The organism is Paenibacillus sp. MMS20-IR301 (assembly GCF_032302195.1).
GTDB lineage: Bacteria > Bacillota > Bacilli > Paenibacillales > Paenibacillaceae > Paenibacillus_AQ.
In genome coordinates this window covers 1,995,648-2,013,714 of record NZ_CP135275.1, presented here as the reverse complement: position 1 = coordinate 2,013,714, position 18,067 = coordinate 1,995,648, and the positions used below count along the sequence as shown (strand labels likewise).

Below are 18,067 nucleotides of genomic sequence, written 5' to 3'. Positions count from 1 at the left end.
CTTATTTTGTATGGGAGGATATCCATTTGAAGCAGAATGAATCCAGTATGACTTCGTTAATATCAGCATTTGGCAGGGCCTATCACAGCCGGTATGATTCACCGAAGATATTCGATGATTATATGGCGGAGGCTGTAATTACAGCGCAGGAGTTCGCAGAGATCCGGGCGAATATGATTAAGGGGATTGCATTCTTCAATCCGGAGCTTGCGCTGCAGTATCAAGATGATCCGGAAGCGGTTCTGAAGTGGATTACGCAGGTTCAGCTTTCACCTACAGCCCTGGGCCGCTCCGCTTATTGTGAGGGAATACTGCTGCGGGAGCTGGCACTTGGCGTGGGGCAGGTTGTCATTCTGGGAGCGGGTCTGGATACCTTTGCTCTCCGGCATTCGTCTCCTGACCACCAGCCGGAGATCTTCGAAGTGGACTACCCGGCTACGCAAGCCTTTAAGCGGAAGCGTCTGCTGGATGCTGAACTGGAGATTCCCGGTCATTTGCATTTCGTTCCAATGGATTTCACCCGCAGGTTCTCCTATGCTGCGCTGTCCGCTGAAGGGTTCAATCTTCAGAGCAGAACCTTCTTCACTCTGCTTGGTGTCACTTACTATTTGACCAAAGAAGAGACAGCCAGCCTATTGCGGGATCTGTTCCATGTGCTGCCCTCCGGCAGCTCGATTGTCTTTGATTACGCAGATGAGGGACTTTTTGAAACGCAGGGCTTGTCCGGCCGGGTGGAGAAAATGGTGCAGCTGGCTGCGGCCAGTGGTGAACCGATGAAATCCTGCTTCGCGTACGGGGAACTGGAACAGCTGCTGGAACAGGCGGGACTCTTGATCTATGAGCACTTGTCGCCCGCAGACATTCAGGAGAAGTTCTTCAGCAGCCGGAATGATTATTTGTCAGCCTTCGAGACGATTCATTATATTCATGCAGTGAAGAAGTAATTATATATGTCAAATATGCCTCTCCACCCGGCCTCCGGGTGGAGAGGGTAAGGGGGAGAAGAGCCTGCGTTCCGGAACAGGGGTTATCGAGACAGGGCGGCTGCTTTTGCGGCCGTTTCATTTGCTTGATGCGGAGAGTATGTACAAGAATTGGATTAGTGATATAGCGGTGCAATCCGAATACGGAGAGCCGGCTTATGGTGATGTGGATGCTGTGAACGAGCTGCTTCAGCGTTGGATCGGCTCCTACAGCAGAGATGATTTCTACAGGTGGGCGGTAATCCAGCAGGAGGGCGGAGAATGCATCGGGCAGATTGCCTTTTGCAGTGTGGAAGGGGAACATCGTATGGCCGATATAGAATATTGCATCGGACGAGCCTTTCAGCGGCAAGGTTATGCCAGTGAAGCCTTGTCCGCTGTGATTACATATACGTTCGCAGAGACGGGCCTGCACCGGCTGCAGGCATTTCACCGCGGGAGAAACAGCGCTTCAGGCGGTGTGCTGCGCAAGGCGGGGATGAGCTGCGAAGGTGTTTTCAGACAAAGCTATTACTATCAGGATACCGGCGAATACGATGACAGAATCTACTATGGAATTGTAAAAGGTGAGCCTGTGGAACCTAAAGCAAAAACAAATGCTGTTCAAGGTCCGGCCGGCAGCGCTCCGTAAATAAATGCTTCTACAGCCGCTGCTGCAGCGTTACGGTCCTGGGCAGAATTGTCAAACTGCAGTACGCGATCTTCCGGAAGCGGCCAGGCCACCGTACGTTTGCCCAGGGAAGCGCTGAACTGCTCCCAGTGTGCGAACTTCCAGCCGTCCAGAGGAGAGTGTCTGCCTTCAATCCGTTCGCGGTATGCTGCTGCATCAGACAGACTGACCAGCACGACCTTGACTTCAATCTCATTCAGCGCAAGTCCGGCGCTCGCCAGCTCACGGCCGATCCACTCCGGGTCGGCTGCTTCCTTGGTGAAGGGTCCGACCACGAATATATCACTTTGCAGGCCGGTATTATCCAGTGCAGCATCCATAGTGATACGGTAACCGAGGTCCCGGCATAAGCTTTTATACTCGTCCGAATCCCGGTCATCCGGGTCCAGCCCGTGCATCGTCATAATGGCGGTTGCTGCCGGGCGGAGCAGAATATCCATATCAAAGATTGATGCCGGGCGGCGTGAGGCAATGGTCTTCGCCAGTGTAGTCTTGCCTGCCCCGCCCGGGCCAAGGAAAAATACAAGTTTATTCAAAGTATCCGCTCCTCATGAATTCATGTTGCATCCGGCTTCAGCAAGCTGTTATGCAAATTTCAGTATATCAGGAGGACTGCTTAGCGGAAAGTCCCGGATGAGGCGGATTGATGCAGGGCTGGGCCTGCTGTGAGGATCTCAATGTAAAGGTCACGATTTTACCACTGTTGCGGGTAAGCTGGGCGTACTTCAAACCAAATTTTTCCCGTTAAATTCTCCGATTCCTTTATTGGACACCTGTTCCAGGGCATACAGCATTTCGGGGGTGACTCGTTCCTTCCCGCGGAACCCGCCAAGCAGCACGCCTGCAACACGTAAATCATTCCATACAGGTACCACCCCTATGCTCTTTAGATTCTCCATTCTTGAAATCGGATAATTGAAGAGCTCGCCCGGCTGCAGATATTCATCAAATGAAGGAATAAGTATGGATCTTCCGGTCCGAAACACTTCTGCAATCCCTCTTCCTGAATGTAAAACAATTCGTTTATAACCCTCGTTAATATTACCAGAGGCATATCTCCAGCGTAGAACACCATCATATGCTAAGGCTAACGAAAGAAAATCGTACCCAAGCGTCTCCCGGATTTGGTTCAATTCCAGAACGTAATCTATCTTGTCAGACATCTAATTCTCCTCTGTATAAAGCTTATTAGGTTTAAAGCCTTTCTTTATAATAGTTTAACATAAGCAATTCTAACTTAAAAAGCATCAAACATAACTAAATATATCATGATATATTATCATTACATATTCATTTATAATGAAAACATACTAAATAGATTGAACTGGAAAGCTATATGTTGATTTAGGATACAAGAATGCCCAAGGGGCTTCTTGCTGAACGGCCGGAATTCATTCTATTGTGTTCAGGGTGGGGCTGGTTATAGAGAGCAAATGCCGTCTCTCTGGTTCAAGTACAATCCATATCTGACGGACACCACAGCCTTTATTCGCTCCAAAAAAGTCATTCGGGCGGGCTTACGGACATGACGGCCCTTATCCGCCACTTATCATGGACAAACTCCGCTTTTCTGCTGAAATAACGGCGTTGATGTCCGTAAGAACGACACTCCGGTACCTTTCCGCAGGCTTAACGTCGCTCATGTCCGTAACGCTAAGCTGGTACCTTGAACAACCGTTGCATGGCTGGCTGCTTTTCTTAATGGAGGGCACATTCAACCCAATTACCTGCGCAAGGCAGCTCATTGTAGATGATTTCCGCTTGAAAATGAGTTTTGGATTTCCGGCCGCTGTTATGCCCAAATTTATTGATGATTACCGCTGTTTATGGTGAACATTCTGTAACTCAGGAGGTCGCTAGTGCCCCTACATATCCCCCCCACTACCGACTCTCTTTTTTCTAAAGTTTCTTATTTCAATTTATTTAATTTGATTGAACTAAAAAAATTTAAAGTAAGGGGAGCCGGTAGAGGGGATATTGAAACTGTAGGGATGCCAGCGGCCGAATGCCTCACCTTTAAGCGGAAAATCATGTTTAATGAGCTGCCGCGCAGGTAGACGGACTGAATTGGCCCTCTGTATAAGAAAGTTGCCCGTCATATAAAGGTTGTTCAAGTGACTAGCTACACGTTATGGACAGGAGAGACGTTAAGCCTGCAGAGAGGCACCAGAGTGCGGACTTGCGGACACCAGCGCCGTTACTTCACCGAAAAAGCCGAGTTAGCCCACGAAAAGCCGCGGATAAGGGCCGTGGTGTCCGTAAAACCGCCCAAAAGGCCTATTTTGAGCAAATAAGGTCTGTGATGTCCATAAGGGCCGGCAATGGGTTGACTAGACTTGGCTTAGCAGGAATGAATTTCCCCCGGCCGTTCAGCAAGGAATTTCTTAGGGCATTCTTGTATCCTGGGATACCCATGTATTATCATAAGGCCTTTCCAGGGATGACAGCAGCAGCGGAATATGCTAATGTGACTGATATCATTCAACAGGAGGATTAGCATATGTTAACAATCAGGCCTATAACACATGCAGACAACGCAGCTATTGAACAGATCATCAGGGAATGCCTGATTGAATTCGGCGGCAACCGCGAGGGACTGGCGTGGGCGGATGCCAGCATGCATGACTTACATAGCTATTATAGCAGTGCGGATAACCGGGCTTACTGGATTGTGGAGGAAGAGGGTACAGTGCTGGGCGGATGCGGAATTGCCGCTTTTGACGGTCCGGAGCAGATCTGTGAATTGCAGAAAATGTATCTGGCCTCCGGAATCCGCGGCAAAGGCATTGCCGGTGAACTGCTCCGGACGGCACTCGGCTTTGCCTCACAGCACTACCGTAAGTGTTACCTGGAGACACTGCAAAGCATGGAGGCGGCAAACCGCTTCTATCTCAAACACGGATTTGAGCTGCTGGATGCCCCGCTGGCGGGTTCCGAGCATTTCGCGTGTGATGCCTGGTATATCACAGATTTAACGGTCCTCTCTGAGTAATCAGGGAGGATTTTTGTCATATTCTGGTTATAGCCTCCGGGATTATAATACACGGGTATAAGCGTTATAGCTTATCGCATCCGATACATACGCTGGGGGAAATTTATGAGTCATCTCTGGAAAAGATCATTGTGCACAGCTTTGCTTATCCTCACCATGCTATGCAGCACCGTATTATCCGCGCCTGCTGTCCGGGCGGCGGATGCTTCCGCATTGCCGAAGGTTGTGAACATCTCTGCCGGTGCAGGACATGTGCTGGCCGTAGGAGCAGACGGAACCCTGTGGGCATGGGGTGACAACAGCAGCGGGGAGCTTGGGGATGGCAGCTTCATCTCCCGCAGCGCACCGGTTCAAGTTGGAGCGGAGAAGAATTGGGTATCTGTCGCGGCTGGAGATACTTTATCGGCGGCAATCAAGAAGGACGGCAGCCTCTGGATGTGGGGAACCAATGTGAGGAATAAGTATATTGCCTGGCAGGACCCGGCGCTGGTCGACCGGAGTACGCCGCTCCGCTACGGCAAGGATAATAATTGGGCCATGATCTCTGCTGGCGGCGGGGGGCTCGCGGCCATCCGCAAAGACGGAACACTCTGGCAGTTCGGCGTGAATGTACTCCAGGGCACAATAGGAAACGGCAAGCTTAACAGTGACAAGGATTGGGCGGATGTATCCGTCGGAAGTGACGGGCTGCTCGCATTGAAGAAGGACGGCAGCCTCTGGGGAATGGGGAACATAGTTCCGACCGATTACAACACGGGTAAGCTGGTCCGCATCGGAAGTGAGCATGATTTCGACCAGATTGCAGCCAGTTACTATTCAGTTGTCCGGAAGAAGGACGGCTCCGTCTGGCGGCTAAGCAAGGATCAGAATTCGGAATCTATCGGATTTGAGCTCTTAAGCGAGATGAATCAGGTGGTAAGCCTGACAGGGGAGTTCGTGTCGGGAATGGTGCGCGGTGACGGTTCATTCTGGAAATGGAATACCGGCCTTGATCAATATGATCAGTATAATTGTCCGGTGAAATTAACGGATGCGGATGAAGGGGGCAACTTCGGGGTTGCCCTGGATGAGAATGGCGGGGTATGGACATACGGAACCAACACCTGGGGCCAGCGCGGGAACGGGCTGTCGGATTCAGCATACACTCCGCTGCCCTATGAGAATCCGCTGGTAGAAGAAACAACACCTGATGCTGCGGCACCAGTCAATTCCATCCTTGATCAGGTATTTACCGACTGGAGAACCTATACGCTGAAAGGTGACGGCAGCCTGTGGCTAAGTGACGAGATCCATGAAATCCACAACCAGCAGCTTGGCAGTGACAGGGACTGGAGCTCCATTACCGGCAGCCGCGAGGAACTGTATGCACTCAAACGAGACGGCAGTCTCTGGAGCTACCGCTATGGCGACCAGGCACCAAGCGGTCTTGGCCGGTCGGCGGCATATGAATTTGAACCGCTGATGGCCGGCAGCACCTGGAAGATGATTGCCCCATCAGACCTAGGCTTCACCGTAGGCCTCCGGACAGACGGTACCTTGTGGTTCTGGGGCAAGGACAGCTGGCAGAAGATTAATAAAGGTGCTCCAAGTGTTGCCGTTAATGCTCCGCTCCAGCTGAGCCAGAATAGGGATTGGCGGTCTGTCAGTGTGTTTAATAGCTCAATACTTGCCGTGAAGAATAACGGCACGCTGTGGGGACTTGGGGATAACAGCAGGGGACAACTGGGGATCGCCACCAAGTACAGTGCAGGTGTGACGGCTTTTACCCGGATAGGCAATACTGCAGACTGGGTTCAGGCCGAGGCTGGTGAATACGCTTCTGTGGGTCTCAAGAAAGACGGATCCTTATGGCAATGGGGCAGCAGTATGGCCGGCAATGGTGTGGGCAGCAGTTCAGCCACACCTGTGATAATCTCTTCGGTAAAAAGCTGGACAAAGATATGGAATGCCGGATACCGGGCTTATGCCCTGCAGAATAACGGACAGCTGTACGCCTGGGGGGATAATAGCTACGGGCAGCTGGGGAATGGTTCGGCCAAAGTGCAATCCGTGCCAACCCGTGTCAGCGGAACGGGCAGCTGGAAGGATATCTTCACCTCGTCCACATATACCACAGGTATTCAAACGGATGGTTCCGTATGGAACTGGGGAAATGACGGAAGCGATTTGTCCAGATCAGGCAGCAAATATGGCAATCAGCTTACTCCGATACAGTAAATACGGGCGGTAATAGAATAGAACAGATTGAAGGCACTTCCCTGGGGGAAGTGTCTTTTTGGTATGCCAATAGGGGATTCCGGCATTTGCTTAGGATGAATTTACTTCAAATATGTACGATCATTGAAATGCCTATCTTTTCCGTAGAAATAGCTATTATGGAGAGTGCTGCACTAAATTTATAATGATGGTGTATTGCAGCGAAAGGAGGCTTGCCGGAGACAGGACATCCGCTTCAACGTCTTACAATAGATTAAGGAGGAGTCTAATGCGCAACAAGTATGTCATTTGGTCACTTGTGGTTACGCTGCTGTTCTCAACTTTATTCCTTGCTGCCGGACCGCTGAACTTTACGTTTGCAGCGGGCGGGCAGAATCTGACACCAGGCAAAACGATCACTTCCAGCGGTCAATCGCAAACCTATTCACCGGACAATGTAAAGGATGGCAACCAGGACACTTATTGGGAGAGCACGAACAATGCTTGGCCGCAATGGATTCAGGTCGACTTAGGTTCGCTCACTGCGATTGACCAGCTTGTGCTAAAGCTTCCATCTGGCTGGGAGACACGTACACAGACACTGGCTGTTCAAGGCAGTACGAACGGGACAACTTTTACAGATATTGTTGCTTCAGCTAACTACGTATTTAATCCGCCGGTTAACGGGAACAGCGTAACAGTTAACTTCGCAGCAGTCAGTACCCGTTATGTCCGCCTAAGCTTCACTGCGAACACCGGCTGGCCGGCCGCCCAGCTGGCCGAGCTTGAAATCTACGGCTCAGCCAGTGCTACGCCTGCTCCGACAGCAACTCCTGTTCCTGCCGGTACCTATGAGGCGGAAGCCGCAGCGCTGTCAGGCGGAGCCAAGGTGAATACCGACCATACCGGCTATTCCGGTGCAGGCTTTGTAGACGGATACCTGAACCAGGGACCTGCTACCACCTTCACTGTGAATGTGACGGCAGCAGGTACACGGAACGTCACCCTGAAATATGCGAATGCAAGCGGAAGTGACAAGACGCTCAGCATCTACGTCAATGGAACTAAGATCCGTCAAACGGTTCTGCCTAATCTGGCGAACTGGGATACCTGGAGTACCAAGACGGAGAGCCTTGTTCTGAATGCAGGCAGCAACACCATTGCCTACAAATATGACTCCGGGGATACCGGGAATGTGAATCTGGATCTGATCATTGCAGCTGAAGGTGTTAACGCTACGCCAACACCTTCACCCTCTGCGACCCCGGCAGTGACACCAAGCCCGACACCGGTCTCCACCCCGACACCGGTGGTAACGCCGAGCCCGACACCGGTTCCTACGCCAACAGTAACACCAAGTCCGACACCAGTACCGACGGCAACGGTATCACCGGGAGGGAATGTTGCTGCCGGTAAGGCCATCAGTGCATCCTCCAGTACACAGAACTTCATAGCCGGTAATGCCAATGACAACAACACGGCTACCTATTGGGAGGGCAGCAGCAATCCAAGTACACTGACGCTCGATCTGGGGGCGAATCATAATATTACATCGGTTGTACTGAAGCTGAACCCGGCTACGGAATGGGGAACCCGTACTCAGAATATTCAGGTGCTCGGTCATAACCAGAGTACAACCGCCTTCAGTAATCTGGTCTCAGCCCAGGCGTATACCTTCAATCCGGCCACCGGTAATACGGTAACTATTCCTGTTACGGCAACAGTCAAAAGGCTGCAGCTTAACATTACTTCGAATACAGGTGCGCCAGCCGGACAAATTGCGGAATTCCAGGTATACGGTACGCCCGCACCGAACCCTGATTTAATCATCACCGGCCTGTCCTGGACACCGGCTTCACCGGTGGAGACAAGTGCGCTTACATTGAATGCAACTGTTAAAAATAACGGCAGCGCAGCAGCTGCGGCAACTACAGTCAATTTCTATCTAAACAATGAACTGGCCGGCTCGGCTCCGGTAGCCGCACTTGCAGCAGGTGCTTCGGCAACAGTCTCAGTGAGTGCCGGTACCAGAACAGCCGCAACCTATCCGCTGAGTGCCACAGTCGATGAGAGCAATCTGATCATCGAGCAGAATGACAGCAACAACAGCTATACCAGCCCTACAGCACTTATAGTTGCACCTGTAGCCAGCTCCGATCTGACAGGTACAGCTACTTGGTCTCCTGGCAACCCGGTTGCCAATACTAATGTAGCCTTCACCGTCAATCTTAAGAATCAGGGCACGATTGCTTCGGCAGGCGGTGCACATGGAATTACCCTGGTGCTCAAAAATTCAGCAGGGGCTACAGTGCAGACCTTTACAGGGTCCTACAGCGGTGTACTTGCCGCCGGAGCTTCCGTGAATGTGTCCATTCCGGGATCGTGGACGGCAGTAAACGGCAATTACACCGTAACGACAACGGTTGCTGTGGATGCCAATGAAGTGGCAACGAAGCAGGCCAACAATGTGAATACGGCGAATCTTGTTGTCTATGCCCTGCGCGGGGCAAGCGTACCATACAGCCGGTATGACACAGAGGATGCAACGCGTGGCGGCGCGGCGGCACTGCGGACCGCTCCGGATTTCGATCAGGCGCTGACCGCATCCGAGGCTTCGGGCCAGAGCTATATTGCTCTTCCGTCCAATGGTGCTTATGCCCAGTGGACGGTCAGAGCAGGGCAGGGCGGTGCCGGAGTAACCATGAGGTTCACTATGCCCGACTCAGCGGACGGCATGGGGCTTACAGGCGCACTGGATGTATACGTGAACGGCAGCAAAGCTAAAACCATTCCGCTCACTTCGTACTACGCCTGGCAGTATTTCTCCGGCGACCAGCCGGGTGATGCCCCAAGCGCCGGACGGCCGTTGTTCCGGTTTGATGAAGTGCACTGGAAGCTGGATACCCCGCTTCAGCCGGGCGACACCATCCGTATCCAGAAAAACAACGGTGACAGTCTGGAGTATGGTGTAGACTTCCTCGAAATCGAGCCGGTACCGGCTGCAATCAGCAGACCAGCGAATACGGTATCGGTAACGGATTACGGTGCGGTGGCCGGAGACGGCCAGGATGATCTCGCTGCCTTTAACAGTGCAGTTACTGCAGCAGTCGCTGGCGGCAAAACGCTCTATATTCCGGCAGGGACATTCAACCTGAGCAGCATGTGGGTGATTGGCTCTGTCAGCAACATGATTAACAACTTCACGGTTACTGGTGCGGGGTACTGGCATACCAATCTGCAGTTCACCAACCCGAATGCTGCTGGCGGAGGCATCTCCCTGCGGATTCTGGGCAAGCTCGATTTCAGCAATGTCTATATGAATTCGAACCTGCGGTCGCGCTATAACCAGAATGCAATCTACAAAGGCTTCATGGATAACTTCGGCAACAACTCCATCATCCATGATGTCTGGGTAGAGCATTTCGAATGCGGCATGTGGGTAGGTGATTATGCGCATACTCCGGCAATCTATGCGAATAATCTGCTAGTCGAGAACAGCCGCATCCGCAATAATCTTGCTGACGGCATTAACTACTCCCAGGGAACGAGCAATTCTACTATCCGTAATACCAATGTCCGCAATAACGGGGATGATGGCCTGGCTGTATGGCCGAGCAACACCTTCGGTGCACCGGACGGAGTGAATAATACCTTCTCCTACAACACAATTGAGAACAACTGGCGCGCCGGCGGGATTGCCTTCTTCGGCGGCAGCGGACACAAGGCGGATCACAACTATATCATCGACACGGTCGGCGGCTCCGGCATCCGGCTGAATACGACCTTCCCGGGAGCCCATTTTAACAACAATACCGGGATCCTATTCTCGGACACTACAATTATTAACAGCGGCACCAGCCGTGACCTGTATGACGGGGAACGCGGGGCCATCGATCTGGAGGCTTCTAGCGATCCGATTAAGAATGTGACATTCACCAATATCGATATCATCAACACACAGCGGGATGCAATTCAATTCGGATACGGCGGCGGCTTCTCCAATATTGTATTCAACAACATCAATATTAACGGGACCGGCCTGGATGGAGTAACCTCTTCCCGGTTCTCCGGCGCCCACAAAGGAGCGGCAATCTACACGTATACCGGCAACGGATCAGCTACATTTAACAACCTGACCACCAGCAACATTGCCTATCCAAGTCTCTATTATATCCAGACCGGATTTGGCCTGCTGATTCAGTAGAATATAGGCAGCAGTATAAGGGAGGGGGCCTGAAGCCCCTTCTTTTTGCGTTCAGATGAATGATATTTTTGTGAATGATTTGTTTTCGATCTTTTACGACAACGTCCGCCCTAACGATCATGTTATTCTGAAGTGTAATTCCATATTTGCTTATCGAAGGGGAAACGTTGATGAAAAGAGTGCTGCACGCGATTCTGGCTTTAGGTTTAATCATGAGTTTAACTTTTACCGGAGGGACAAGCTCCGCTTCCGCTTCGCAAGCTGATAAGGTACTGCGGATTGGTCTCGGAACACTGCCCGGTAATCTTGATCCGGCGGCTGTTGCGGATGACGCTTCAGCCACAGTAGTTAAAGGAATGTTCGAAGGGCTGGTCCGTCTGAACCAGGCAGGGCTTGCTGTCCCGGGGATCGCGAAGTCATGGATGGTCTCCAGTGACGGCAGAACGTACACGTTCACACTCCGCGGCGATGCCAAATGGAGCAATAAGCAGCAGGTGCTGGCTTCTGACTTCGAATATGCCTGGAAACGGGCACTCGCGCCGGAGGCCGGGAATGTCTATGCTTTTAATATGTACGCAATCAATAATGCAGAGCAGTATCATCAGGGTATCCTGAAGGATGCTTCACAAATCGGTGTGAAAGCGCTGAATAACACTACACTTCAGGTGACATTGAAGGAGAAAACCGCCTATTTCCTCCAGCTGCTGGCCGAGAGTATCTACCTGCCCGTAAATCAGAAGGCTGTGAAGGCTAACCGCAACTGGGCTGCAGGTATGACTTCCATGGTGAATAACGGTCCTTTCAAGCTTAAACAGCGGACAGCTGAAGCAATCACACTGGTGAAGAATCCTGATTATTACGCTGCCAAAGATATTAAACTATCTGAGGTACATCTGCAGCTGCCCAAATTAGGAACGGCGAATCCCACAGCTGCTTTTGTGAATAAAGAGGTGGATTGGGTTGGAGGCGGGGGCGAGGAACAGCTGGACTATTCAATAATGAATTACGGTACCTCACGGCTTGTGTATGGAGCGCCCTACGCCACCAACTATTATTATATGTTTAATCTTAATCAGGCTCCCTTCAGCAATCTGAAGATCCGCAAGGCACTCGCGATGGCACTTGACCGGGAACAGTTATACGGCAATCCAGCTTATGGAGTGATTCCGCCTGCTATTCATGGGGTGAAGGGGAGCTTCCGCTCTGAAGTGGCAGATCAGGCGTATTTCACTATGGATATTGCAGCAGCGAAGCAGCTGCTTGCAGAAGGGCTGCGTGAAGAAGGGTTAAGCAAGCTTCCAAGCTTCTCCATTATTATGAATGAAGGCGAAGGGCATGAGAATATAGCAAAAAGAGTGGTGACCGCATGGAACAGGAACCTGGGCATTGAAGCAACGATTGAGCTGCAGAACTGGACTCTGCTGCTGGAGAACCGGAGGAATCAGAACTTCATGATGGCCAGAGCGGGCTGGAGCGCCGACTTCAATGATCCTGCCTCTATGCTTGAACCTTTTACTTCCTGGAGTGCGGATAATGATACAGGCTGGAGCAATTCACAGTACGACGGCTATATCAAGCAGGCCAAGCAGACAGCAGACCCTGCACAGCGGATGCAGCTGTATGCCAAAGCAGAAAAAATGCTGATCGATCAAATGATTATTCTGCCGCTGTATTATTGCGTCGCCGACGTGGCCCATAACCCGCTGCTGAAAAATGTATACATTGATTACGATGGCTCCATCGCTTTCGCTAGAGGATCGTGGTTGTAAATCCTTCGGCTGCCGGAAGAACCGCAGTGCGGGCCGGGGCTTTGACCGGGACAGCGAAACGGCTTTTAAACAGGCTGATCAGGTAGGACAGAATGACAATCGAAGCTATGGAATAGATGCTTTTGAACAGCCCGATGGAATAAAAGGAGCCCGCGATGATCAGCCCGTCGAGCACGAACATTACTTTCCCCGGATTCCAGCCGAATTTCTTCTGAAACATAAGGGCGAGAATATTGCTGCCGCCCAGGGATGAACCGTTCAGGAACAAATAAGACATGCCAAGGCCCATAATGCAGCCACCGATTATAGCACCGAACCAGCCCGGAAGCACAAACTGGGGCAAACGGGCAGCGGCAGCTGACATCAGGCTTAGGGAACTGACGGCGAACAACGTGGAGGCGGTGAATCTCCAGCCCATTTTGAATAAGGAGAGCACATAGAAGGGGATATTCACCAGGCAATAGGTAAGGGGGAAGGAACTGCCCAGCCAGTAAGACAGACTCAGTGACAAGCCTACAGTACCTCCGGTGGTGATCTCCGAGCGTTTGAGAATCAGTACACCCAAACTTACGATGAGGGTGCCCAGCAGCACCTTGAGGATTTGTTGCATGCCTTGTTGCAGTTCATTTGTTTTCATGTCAGGTTTACTCACTCCGTCTCTATAGTAAATCATGGGTTTGATTATAAAGGGAGTTGAGAAATCCGGCAAAAACATGCGTTGCTGCGAGTCCGCTTGTGCGCGTATCCACTTTAAATAAGTAAAGCGGCGCCTGGTACTGTTGAAATTGTCGCATGCGGCGAGCAAAAGATTATCCATTTCAGATTAATGCTGTAACTTGAATCCATGTTACTATTCCTGACTTAGTAAACTCGCGTAAATAAAAACAGAGCCATGCCCACTGCCAAAGCAGAGGTCATGGCTCTTCAATGTTCATTCAGGAGATCAGCTGTTCAGCAGCTCTGCTTTCTTGCGGTCGAATTCCTCCTGCGTAATAACGCCCATGTCCAGCAGCTGTTTGAACTTCAGCAGCTCGTCGGCAGCACTGAATTTCTCCGGAGCGGGAGCAGCCGCCTTGGGTGCAGACGGCTCGGGCTTCGAATCGAAGCCTAAGTCGAAGAACTCCCCTTCCGCTACATGAATATCAGCATCCTCTACCGCACGCTGTACCTTTTCAAGATCCTGTGCGAATTCAGCCTCAGTATAACGGTCAACCGCTTCTGCCAGCGTCTCCCGCAGACGGTTCCCCATGGGCTTCATGGATAAGTAAGTCATTCCTCCGGATAGAAGCCCGCCCAGCAGAGGAATGAATTTGGTAGCGCCTTGAGTGAAGGTTCGCTTTGTGATTTTGATCCCGATGTAGGAGGAAATCTTCTTCAGCAGCGGGAAGTAGAGTGATTCAGCCAGATTCAGCTGCGGGTGCTGTTGCAGCAGATACCTGGAATTAGGCGCGTTCAGGATTCTCAGCATCGGGGCAGCCCCGGCTACGCCGAACATGACTCCCAGATACAATGTAAGCTCACGCGAAATCTGCTCTGAATCCGGCGTGCTGTCCTGCCACAGGTCTGAGCGTCCATAGAGGTAAGCCAGTTCCTGGGACATCCGCATGGCTACACCGAAATACTGCAATGTATCTCCCGGAATCGTTGCTGCCATAGCCAGCCCGCCCGGAATTCCGGCAACCGTAGAAGCGGCGGTGCTCAATATCGTCCGTTTCTCAATCAGCGATTTCGCGAGTTTATCAATGACCTGCAGGCCGATACCGGCCTCAAGCGGTCCCTTTTCCAGAATAACCGGCATATTTCCGTAAGTATCATATTTGGCAAGCTGCTGCGCCAGAAATTCATTGCGGTTCACCTGGACACCGGGAAGCTTCACGGCATTCGCCAACAGAACTTCCATCGTGCCTTGCCCGGATTGCTGTTCGTTAGTCATCTCTAATCTCCTTGTAATCGGGTATAAGTAAGTGCTTCTCTACAGATATTCGGCATGACTAGCGGATTACCTCCTAATTAATGCCAAGCTAATTATAAAGGCATACAGGAAAGATATCCTGAAATGTCGAATAGATGGCTTGGCAGAAGCACTCAACCAAAGGAGATAAACAGCATGCAACCACAGTTGTTATTTGTGCATATCAGCGATATCGGAAGATTATTTAAAGAGCAAAGCTTTGTCCTGACAAATGACTTCATAATCAAGTTAGAACAGCAAAGGCTATTCATTGAACGTAAAGAAAATCCATATGTAAATTTATGGGGCAGTCATATTAGTAACATCAATCTGATTGTCGGGAAAAATGGTGCCGGAAAGACAACTCTGCTTGAATTGCTGGGTTCAACAAAATTAAGAAGAAGCAGGCTTTTTGATGATCCTCAGTGGTTTGCGCTATACCATCTTGAAGAGGATCTGTTTCTAATCGAGGGGGCACCTAAGCTTCTTCTCCGTGAATTGAATGCACCTTCAGAATTGTTAGCAGATACCAGCATTTGTGTGAAGTATGACTTCAGGACACATATGATGCAGTGGAAAAGCGTACAGGATACGACGTATAAAGCGGCAGACGGACAAGAGTACCCGGTTAGCGAAGCGTTAATATCTCTGTTTCAAACGAAAGAGTCGGACCGGCTTTGGCTGAAGAGTCTTAACATATTAGACGGACAGGACAATACGGACAGCTTCAAAAGGCATTATCTGCATAAACCGGCCTTATCCAGCACTTATCGTTTCATGAGCAATGAATACATATTCCTGGAGGGATTATTTACATTTAATCAAGCTGTATTTCAAATCAGCCAACATGCCGGAATTGACTCCGATATTAATGATGTTAATGATATGTATAGTATTCTGGGTTTCTCGCTGTATCAAGATAAACATAAAATGTTGTATTTTACAAAAACGGAGAATGATAATAACACTAAACAACCCTCTCGTTCAGCTTCTAAATGGTCTATCAAAGAATTATTTATCTTATCCTATTTGGAAGCTTTGATTATAGATCTTGCAAATCGTGCAACTAAGTATCCGACATCTCATAATGATGTTCATCCTGGAGATCTGATTGGTGTTGAAACCATGGAAGAGAATACTTATGAGGCCAGGAAAGTCTATTTATTTAAAGTTCTTAATATTTTAAAGAAAACTAGTATTTCTAAAATAGAAAAATATGAAGCTATAGAGTTTGATGTGAATATATTCGCTGCTATCCTAATTGCTCTTGAGGAAATTGATGCTAGTCTTTTTAAATCTCGGACCACAATTAGAGTTCCAGTACAAGAAGGAATGCATGAGTCAATATATGGCTTTTTAGACTTATATGACCGCTTTTATAACAGCTACGGGGTATCATACAGCTTGGATGTATCTTATAAATATCTCAGCTCCGGTGAGATAGAATTCATCCGTGCATTTAGCTGCATTAATGATATGGTACAAGTTTCCCTTAAGGATGAGAGAATCAATAGCGTTCTTCTAATTATGGATGAACCGGATGTCTCGTTTCACCCCGAGTGGTCGAGAAAATATATTTACTACCTCAAAAAATTTATTGAGCACGTAAATAGTAGCAAAGAAATAAAATACCAGATTCTGTTATCTACGCATTCACCTTTTATCGTATCCGACATTCCGAAAGAACATATTACTTGTATCAATGTTATCGAGAAGGACGACGAGTTGCAGCGGGTTGTTAATGAAGCTGAATTTGGGCTCATGAGTAATTTTTATGATATTGTCAAAAATGACTTTTTCCTTGGCTCACCAATAGGAGAATTTGCACATAATCTTTTCAAGGATCTTGTGAAACAGATGAATGGATGGCCAGAGTATAATCCGGTTGAAATAAGAAAGGTAAGTATGATCATTAGCGGGATTGGTGAGCCGGTTATCCGCGGGAAACTTCAGTCCCACCTTGAAGCGCAAGCTATTCGTTTACAGGAGAGCAATACGCAAAAAGAGGATCGGCGGATAAGAGAACTCGAAATGGAACTAGAGCAGCTGAAGAAAAAGAGAGGGGAGAAACACGGTGATTAAGCTTCGTCCAAAAATGATATCGGATCTTGCTGATATGTATATATCTGAAATGGAAACTGATATCCAGCAGAGTTATGTATTTTATAGAAACACCGTAAATAACGTAAATCCATTTACCCAGCTGCCTGTTTCAGCCTTACTTGAGAATGGAACCGGAAGCCTGGATCCCCTTCTTCTTCATACTTTGCTTACCTTTTCATTTGAAGATATCTACAGCAAATATCCTGATATCGGGAAGTATATGAAGACATGCCAGCTTGTTTTCTACAGCAATTTTCAAATTACAAAAGTGCTTCAACGGAAAGGTAAGCAAAATAGACAGTTAGAACGAGAGGCTTTCCGGGAGGAATATGTGGCCACCTATCGTACGGATTGGATCGAGCCTATACTTCAGAACCATAGCGATTATGCTAAGAATACTGATTGTTTTAACCGTTTCATTCAGGAAGTTAGCGGGAAGCTAGAAAGATTGAATGGAGAAATCAAGCAAATAATCGATTATGAAAATATGGATTCCGAATTCCGGCATATCCTTTTGAATCGGATGGGGATCGATGTCTGCCCTTACTGCAACCGTCAATTTATTACACAGTTTATGGATCGGGACAAATTTAAAACAACAGCTGATTTGGATCATTTTTATCCTAAAGCCCATTTTCCGCTATTCGCATTATCCATGTTCAATTTCGTTCCTTCTTGCCAAATATGTAACTCCAGATTCAAATTAGATAAGGGAATTGAAATCCTCTACCCCTATAATTCTGGTTTTAATCAAGATACATACTTCCACATTCCGCTTAGGCCGGACACTAAAATCGGTTCTATCCTTGGTGAGGATACTGATTTCGAGTTGGAACTGATCCATGAAGGCACCGGACCGGATTCAACGGCTATACATAATAGTATTGAGTTGTTTAACTTGAGTAAGGTCTATCAGAGTCATAAAGATTATGTACGTGAGCTGTTGTACAAGAAGAATGCTTACAGCGAGAGCTACAAGGGAGATTTAATGAGCCTTCTTGGTAAGCTTAATCTGAGTGCGAAGGAAATGAATCTGTTTCAATATGGTTTCACATTAACAGAAGATGAATTTGGGAAAAGACCGTTATCCAAGCTTGCCTATGATATTATCCAGCGAAATTCTTAAATTCCAGCAATCTTAATGCAATCTTAATGCCACAGCTGATTCCGTAATGCCATGCTGATTGTGCACAGGCTAT

At 49.1% G+C, this 18,067-nt stretch carries 13 protein-coding genes; 9 read left to right on the top strand and 4 right to left on the bottom strand.

Annotation, left to right across the window (positions count from 1 at the left end; genetic code table 11):
* Positions 1–20 precede the first annotated feature (20 nt).
* Together LOS79_RS08845 and LOS79_RS08840 are read left to right on the top strand one after the other, a co-directional pair.
* The gene (locus LOS79_RS08845; protein ID WP_315422088.1) at positions 21–944 is read left to right on the top strand and encodes a class I SAM-dependent methyltransferase; all 924 of its coding nucleotides are present in this window, start codon (positions 21–23) and stop codon (positions 942–944) included.
* A gap of 106 nt (positions 945–1,050) precedes the next feature.
* Entirely contained in the window at positions 1,051–1,614 is a 564-nt protein-coding gene (locus LOS79_RS08840) for a GNAT family N-acetyltransferase (RefSeq protein WP_315418294.1), read from the top strand.
* On the opposite strand, the gene LOS79_RS08835 is transcribed toward LOS79_RS08840, so the two are convergent.
* Complete coding sequence (locus LOS79_RS08835) at positions 1,587–2,189, bottom strand: P-loop nucleotide/nucleoside kinase family protein (protein WP_315418291.1); 603 nt, start codon at positions 2,187–2,189, stop codon at positions 1,587–1,589. The two genes, LOS79_RS08840 and LOS79_RS08835, sit on opposite strands and share 28 nt — an antisense overlap.
* A 189-nt stretch (positions 2,190–2,378) precedes the next feature.
* Positions 2,379–2,816 carry a GAF domain-containing protein gene (locus LOS79_RS08830; RefSeq protein WP_315418288.1) on the bottom strand — a complete coding sequence of 146 codons (438 nt, stop codon included), beginning with the start codon at positions 2,814–2,816 and terminating at the stop codon, positions 2,379–2,381.
* A gap of 388 nt (positions 2,817–3,204) precedes the next feature.
* Here LOS79_RS08830 and LOS79_RS08825 point away from each other — a divergent pair, with 388 nt between their 5' ends.
* The 5 genes from LOS79_RS08825 (at position 3,205) to LOS79_RS08805 (ending at position 12,814) form a co-directional block, all read left to right on the top strand.
* On the top strand, positions 3,205–3,486 hold the full coding sequence (locus tag LOS79_RS08825) for a hypothetical protein (RefSeq protein ID WP_315418285.1): 282 nt from the start codon (positions 3,205–3,207) through the stop codon (positions 3,484–3,486).
* 667 nt (positions 3,487–4,153) lie between these two features.
* Complete coding sequence (locus LOS79_RS08820; protein ID WP_315418283.1) at positions 4,154–4,645, top strand: GNAT family N-acetyltransferase; 492 nt, start codon at positions 4,154–4,156, stop codon at positions 4,643–4,645.
* A 156-nt stretch (positions 4,646–4,801) separates the two neighbouring features.
* Positions 4,802–6,862, top strand: coding sequence for an RCC1 domain-containing protein (locus tag LOS79_RS08815; protein WP_315418281.1), 2,061 nt, complete (start codon positions 4,802–4,804; stop codon positions 6,860–6,862).
* A 268-nt stretch (positions 6,863–7,130) separates the two neighbouring features.
* Positions 7,131–11,045, top strand: coding sequence for a discoidin domain-containing protein (locus LOS79_RS08810; RefSeq protein WP_315418279.1), 3,915 nt, complete (start codon positions 7,131–7,133; stop codon positions 11,043–11,045).
* A 212-nt stretch (positions 11,046–11,257) separates the two neighbouring features.
* On the top strand, positions 11,258–12,814 hold the full coding sequence (locus tag LOS79_RS08805) for a peptide ABC transporter substrate-binding protein (RefSeq protein WP_315418276.1): 1,557 nt from the start codon (positions 11,258–11,260) through the stop codon (positions 12,812–12,814).
* On the opposite strand, the gene LOS79_RS08800 is transcribed toward LOS79_RS08805, so the two are convergent.
* Positions 12,795–13,451, bottom strand: coding sequence for a YitT family protein (locus LOS79_RS08800; RefSeq protein ID WP_315418274.1), 657 nt, complete (start codon positions 13,449–13,451; stop codon positions 12,795–12,797). The two genes, LOS79_RS08805 and LOS79_RS08800, sit on opposite strands and share 20 nt — an antisense overlap.
* A gap of 306 nt (positions 13,452–13,757) precedes the next feature.
* Positions 13,758–14,747 (bottom strand): SHOCT domain-containing protein, encoded by a 990-nt coding sequence (locus LOS79_RS08795; RefSeq protein WP_315418272.1) that lies wholly within the window; start codon positions 14,745–14,747, stop codon positions 13,758–13,760.
* Between the two features lie 174 nt (positions 14,748–14,921).
* Between LOS79_RS08795 and LOS79_RS08790 the strand changes: the two genes are divergently transcribed.
* Together LOS79_RS08790 and LOS79_RS08785 are read left to right on the top strand one after the other, a co-directional pair.
* Positions 14,922–16,847: an AAA family ATPase gene (locus tag LOS79_RS08790; protein WP_315418269.1), complete on the top strand. Its 1,926-nt coding sequence runs from the start codon at positions 14,922–14,924 to the stop codon at positions 16,845–16,847.
* A gap of 49 nt (positions 16,848–16,896) precedes the next feature.
* The gene (locus tag LOS79_RS08785; RefSeq protein WP_315418267.1) at positions 16,897–17,994 is read left to right on the top strand and encodes a hypothetical protein; all 1,098 of its coding nucleotides are present in this window, start codon (positions 16,897–16,899) and stop codon (positions 17,992–17,994) included.
* Positions 17,995–18,067 lie beyond the last annotated feature (73 nt).

Bases quoted from the DNA above. Each gene is read 5' to 3' on its own strand.
- LOS79_RS08830 (WP_315418288.1), bottom strand. From the start codon at position 2,816: ATGTCTGACAAGATAGATTACGTTCTGGAATTGAACCAAATCCGGGAG.
- LOS79_RS08825 (WP_315418285.1), top strand. From the start codon at position 3,205: ATGGACAAACTCCGCTTTTCTGCTGAAATAACGGCGTTGATGTCCGTA.
- LOS79_RS08820 (WP_315418283.1), top strand. From the start codon at position 4,154: ATGTTAACAATCAGGCCTATAACACATGCAGACAACGCAGCTATTGAA.
- LOS79_RS08815 (WP_315418281.1), top strand. From the start codon at position 4,802: ATGCTATGCAGCACCGTATTATCCGCGCCTGCTGTCCGGGCGGCGGAT.
- LOS79_RS08810 (WP_315418279.1), top strand. From the start codon at position 7,131: ATGCGCAACAAGTATGTCATTTGGTCACTTGTGGTTACGCTGCTGTTC.
- LOS79_RS08805 (WP_315418276.1), top strand. From the start codon at position 11,258: ATGAGTTTAACTTTTACCGGAGGGACAAGCTCCGCTTCCGCTTCGCAA.
- LOS79_RS08800 (WP_315418274.1), bottom strand. From the start codon at position 13,451: ATGAAAACAAATGAACTGCAACAAGGCATGCAACAAATCCTCAAGGTG.
- LOS79_RS08795 (WP_315418272.1), bottom strand. From the start codon at position 14,747: ATGACTAACGAACAGCAATCCGGGCAAGGCACGATGGAAGTTCTGTTG.
- LOS79_RS08790 (WP_315418269.1), top strand. From the start codon at position 14,922: ATGCAACCACAGTTGTTATTTGTGCATATCAGCGATATCGGAAGATTA.
- LOS79_RS08785 (WP_315418267.1), top strand. From the start codon at position 16,897: ATGGAAACTGATATCCAGCAGAGTTATGTATTTTATAGAAACACCGTA.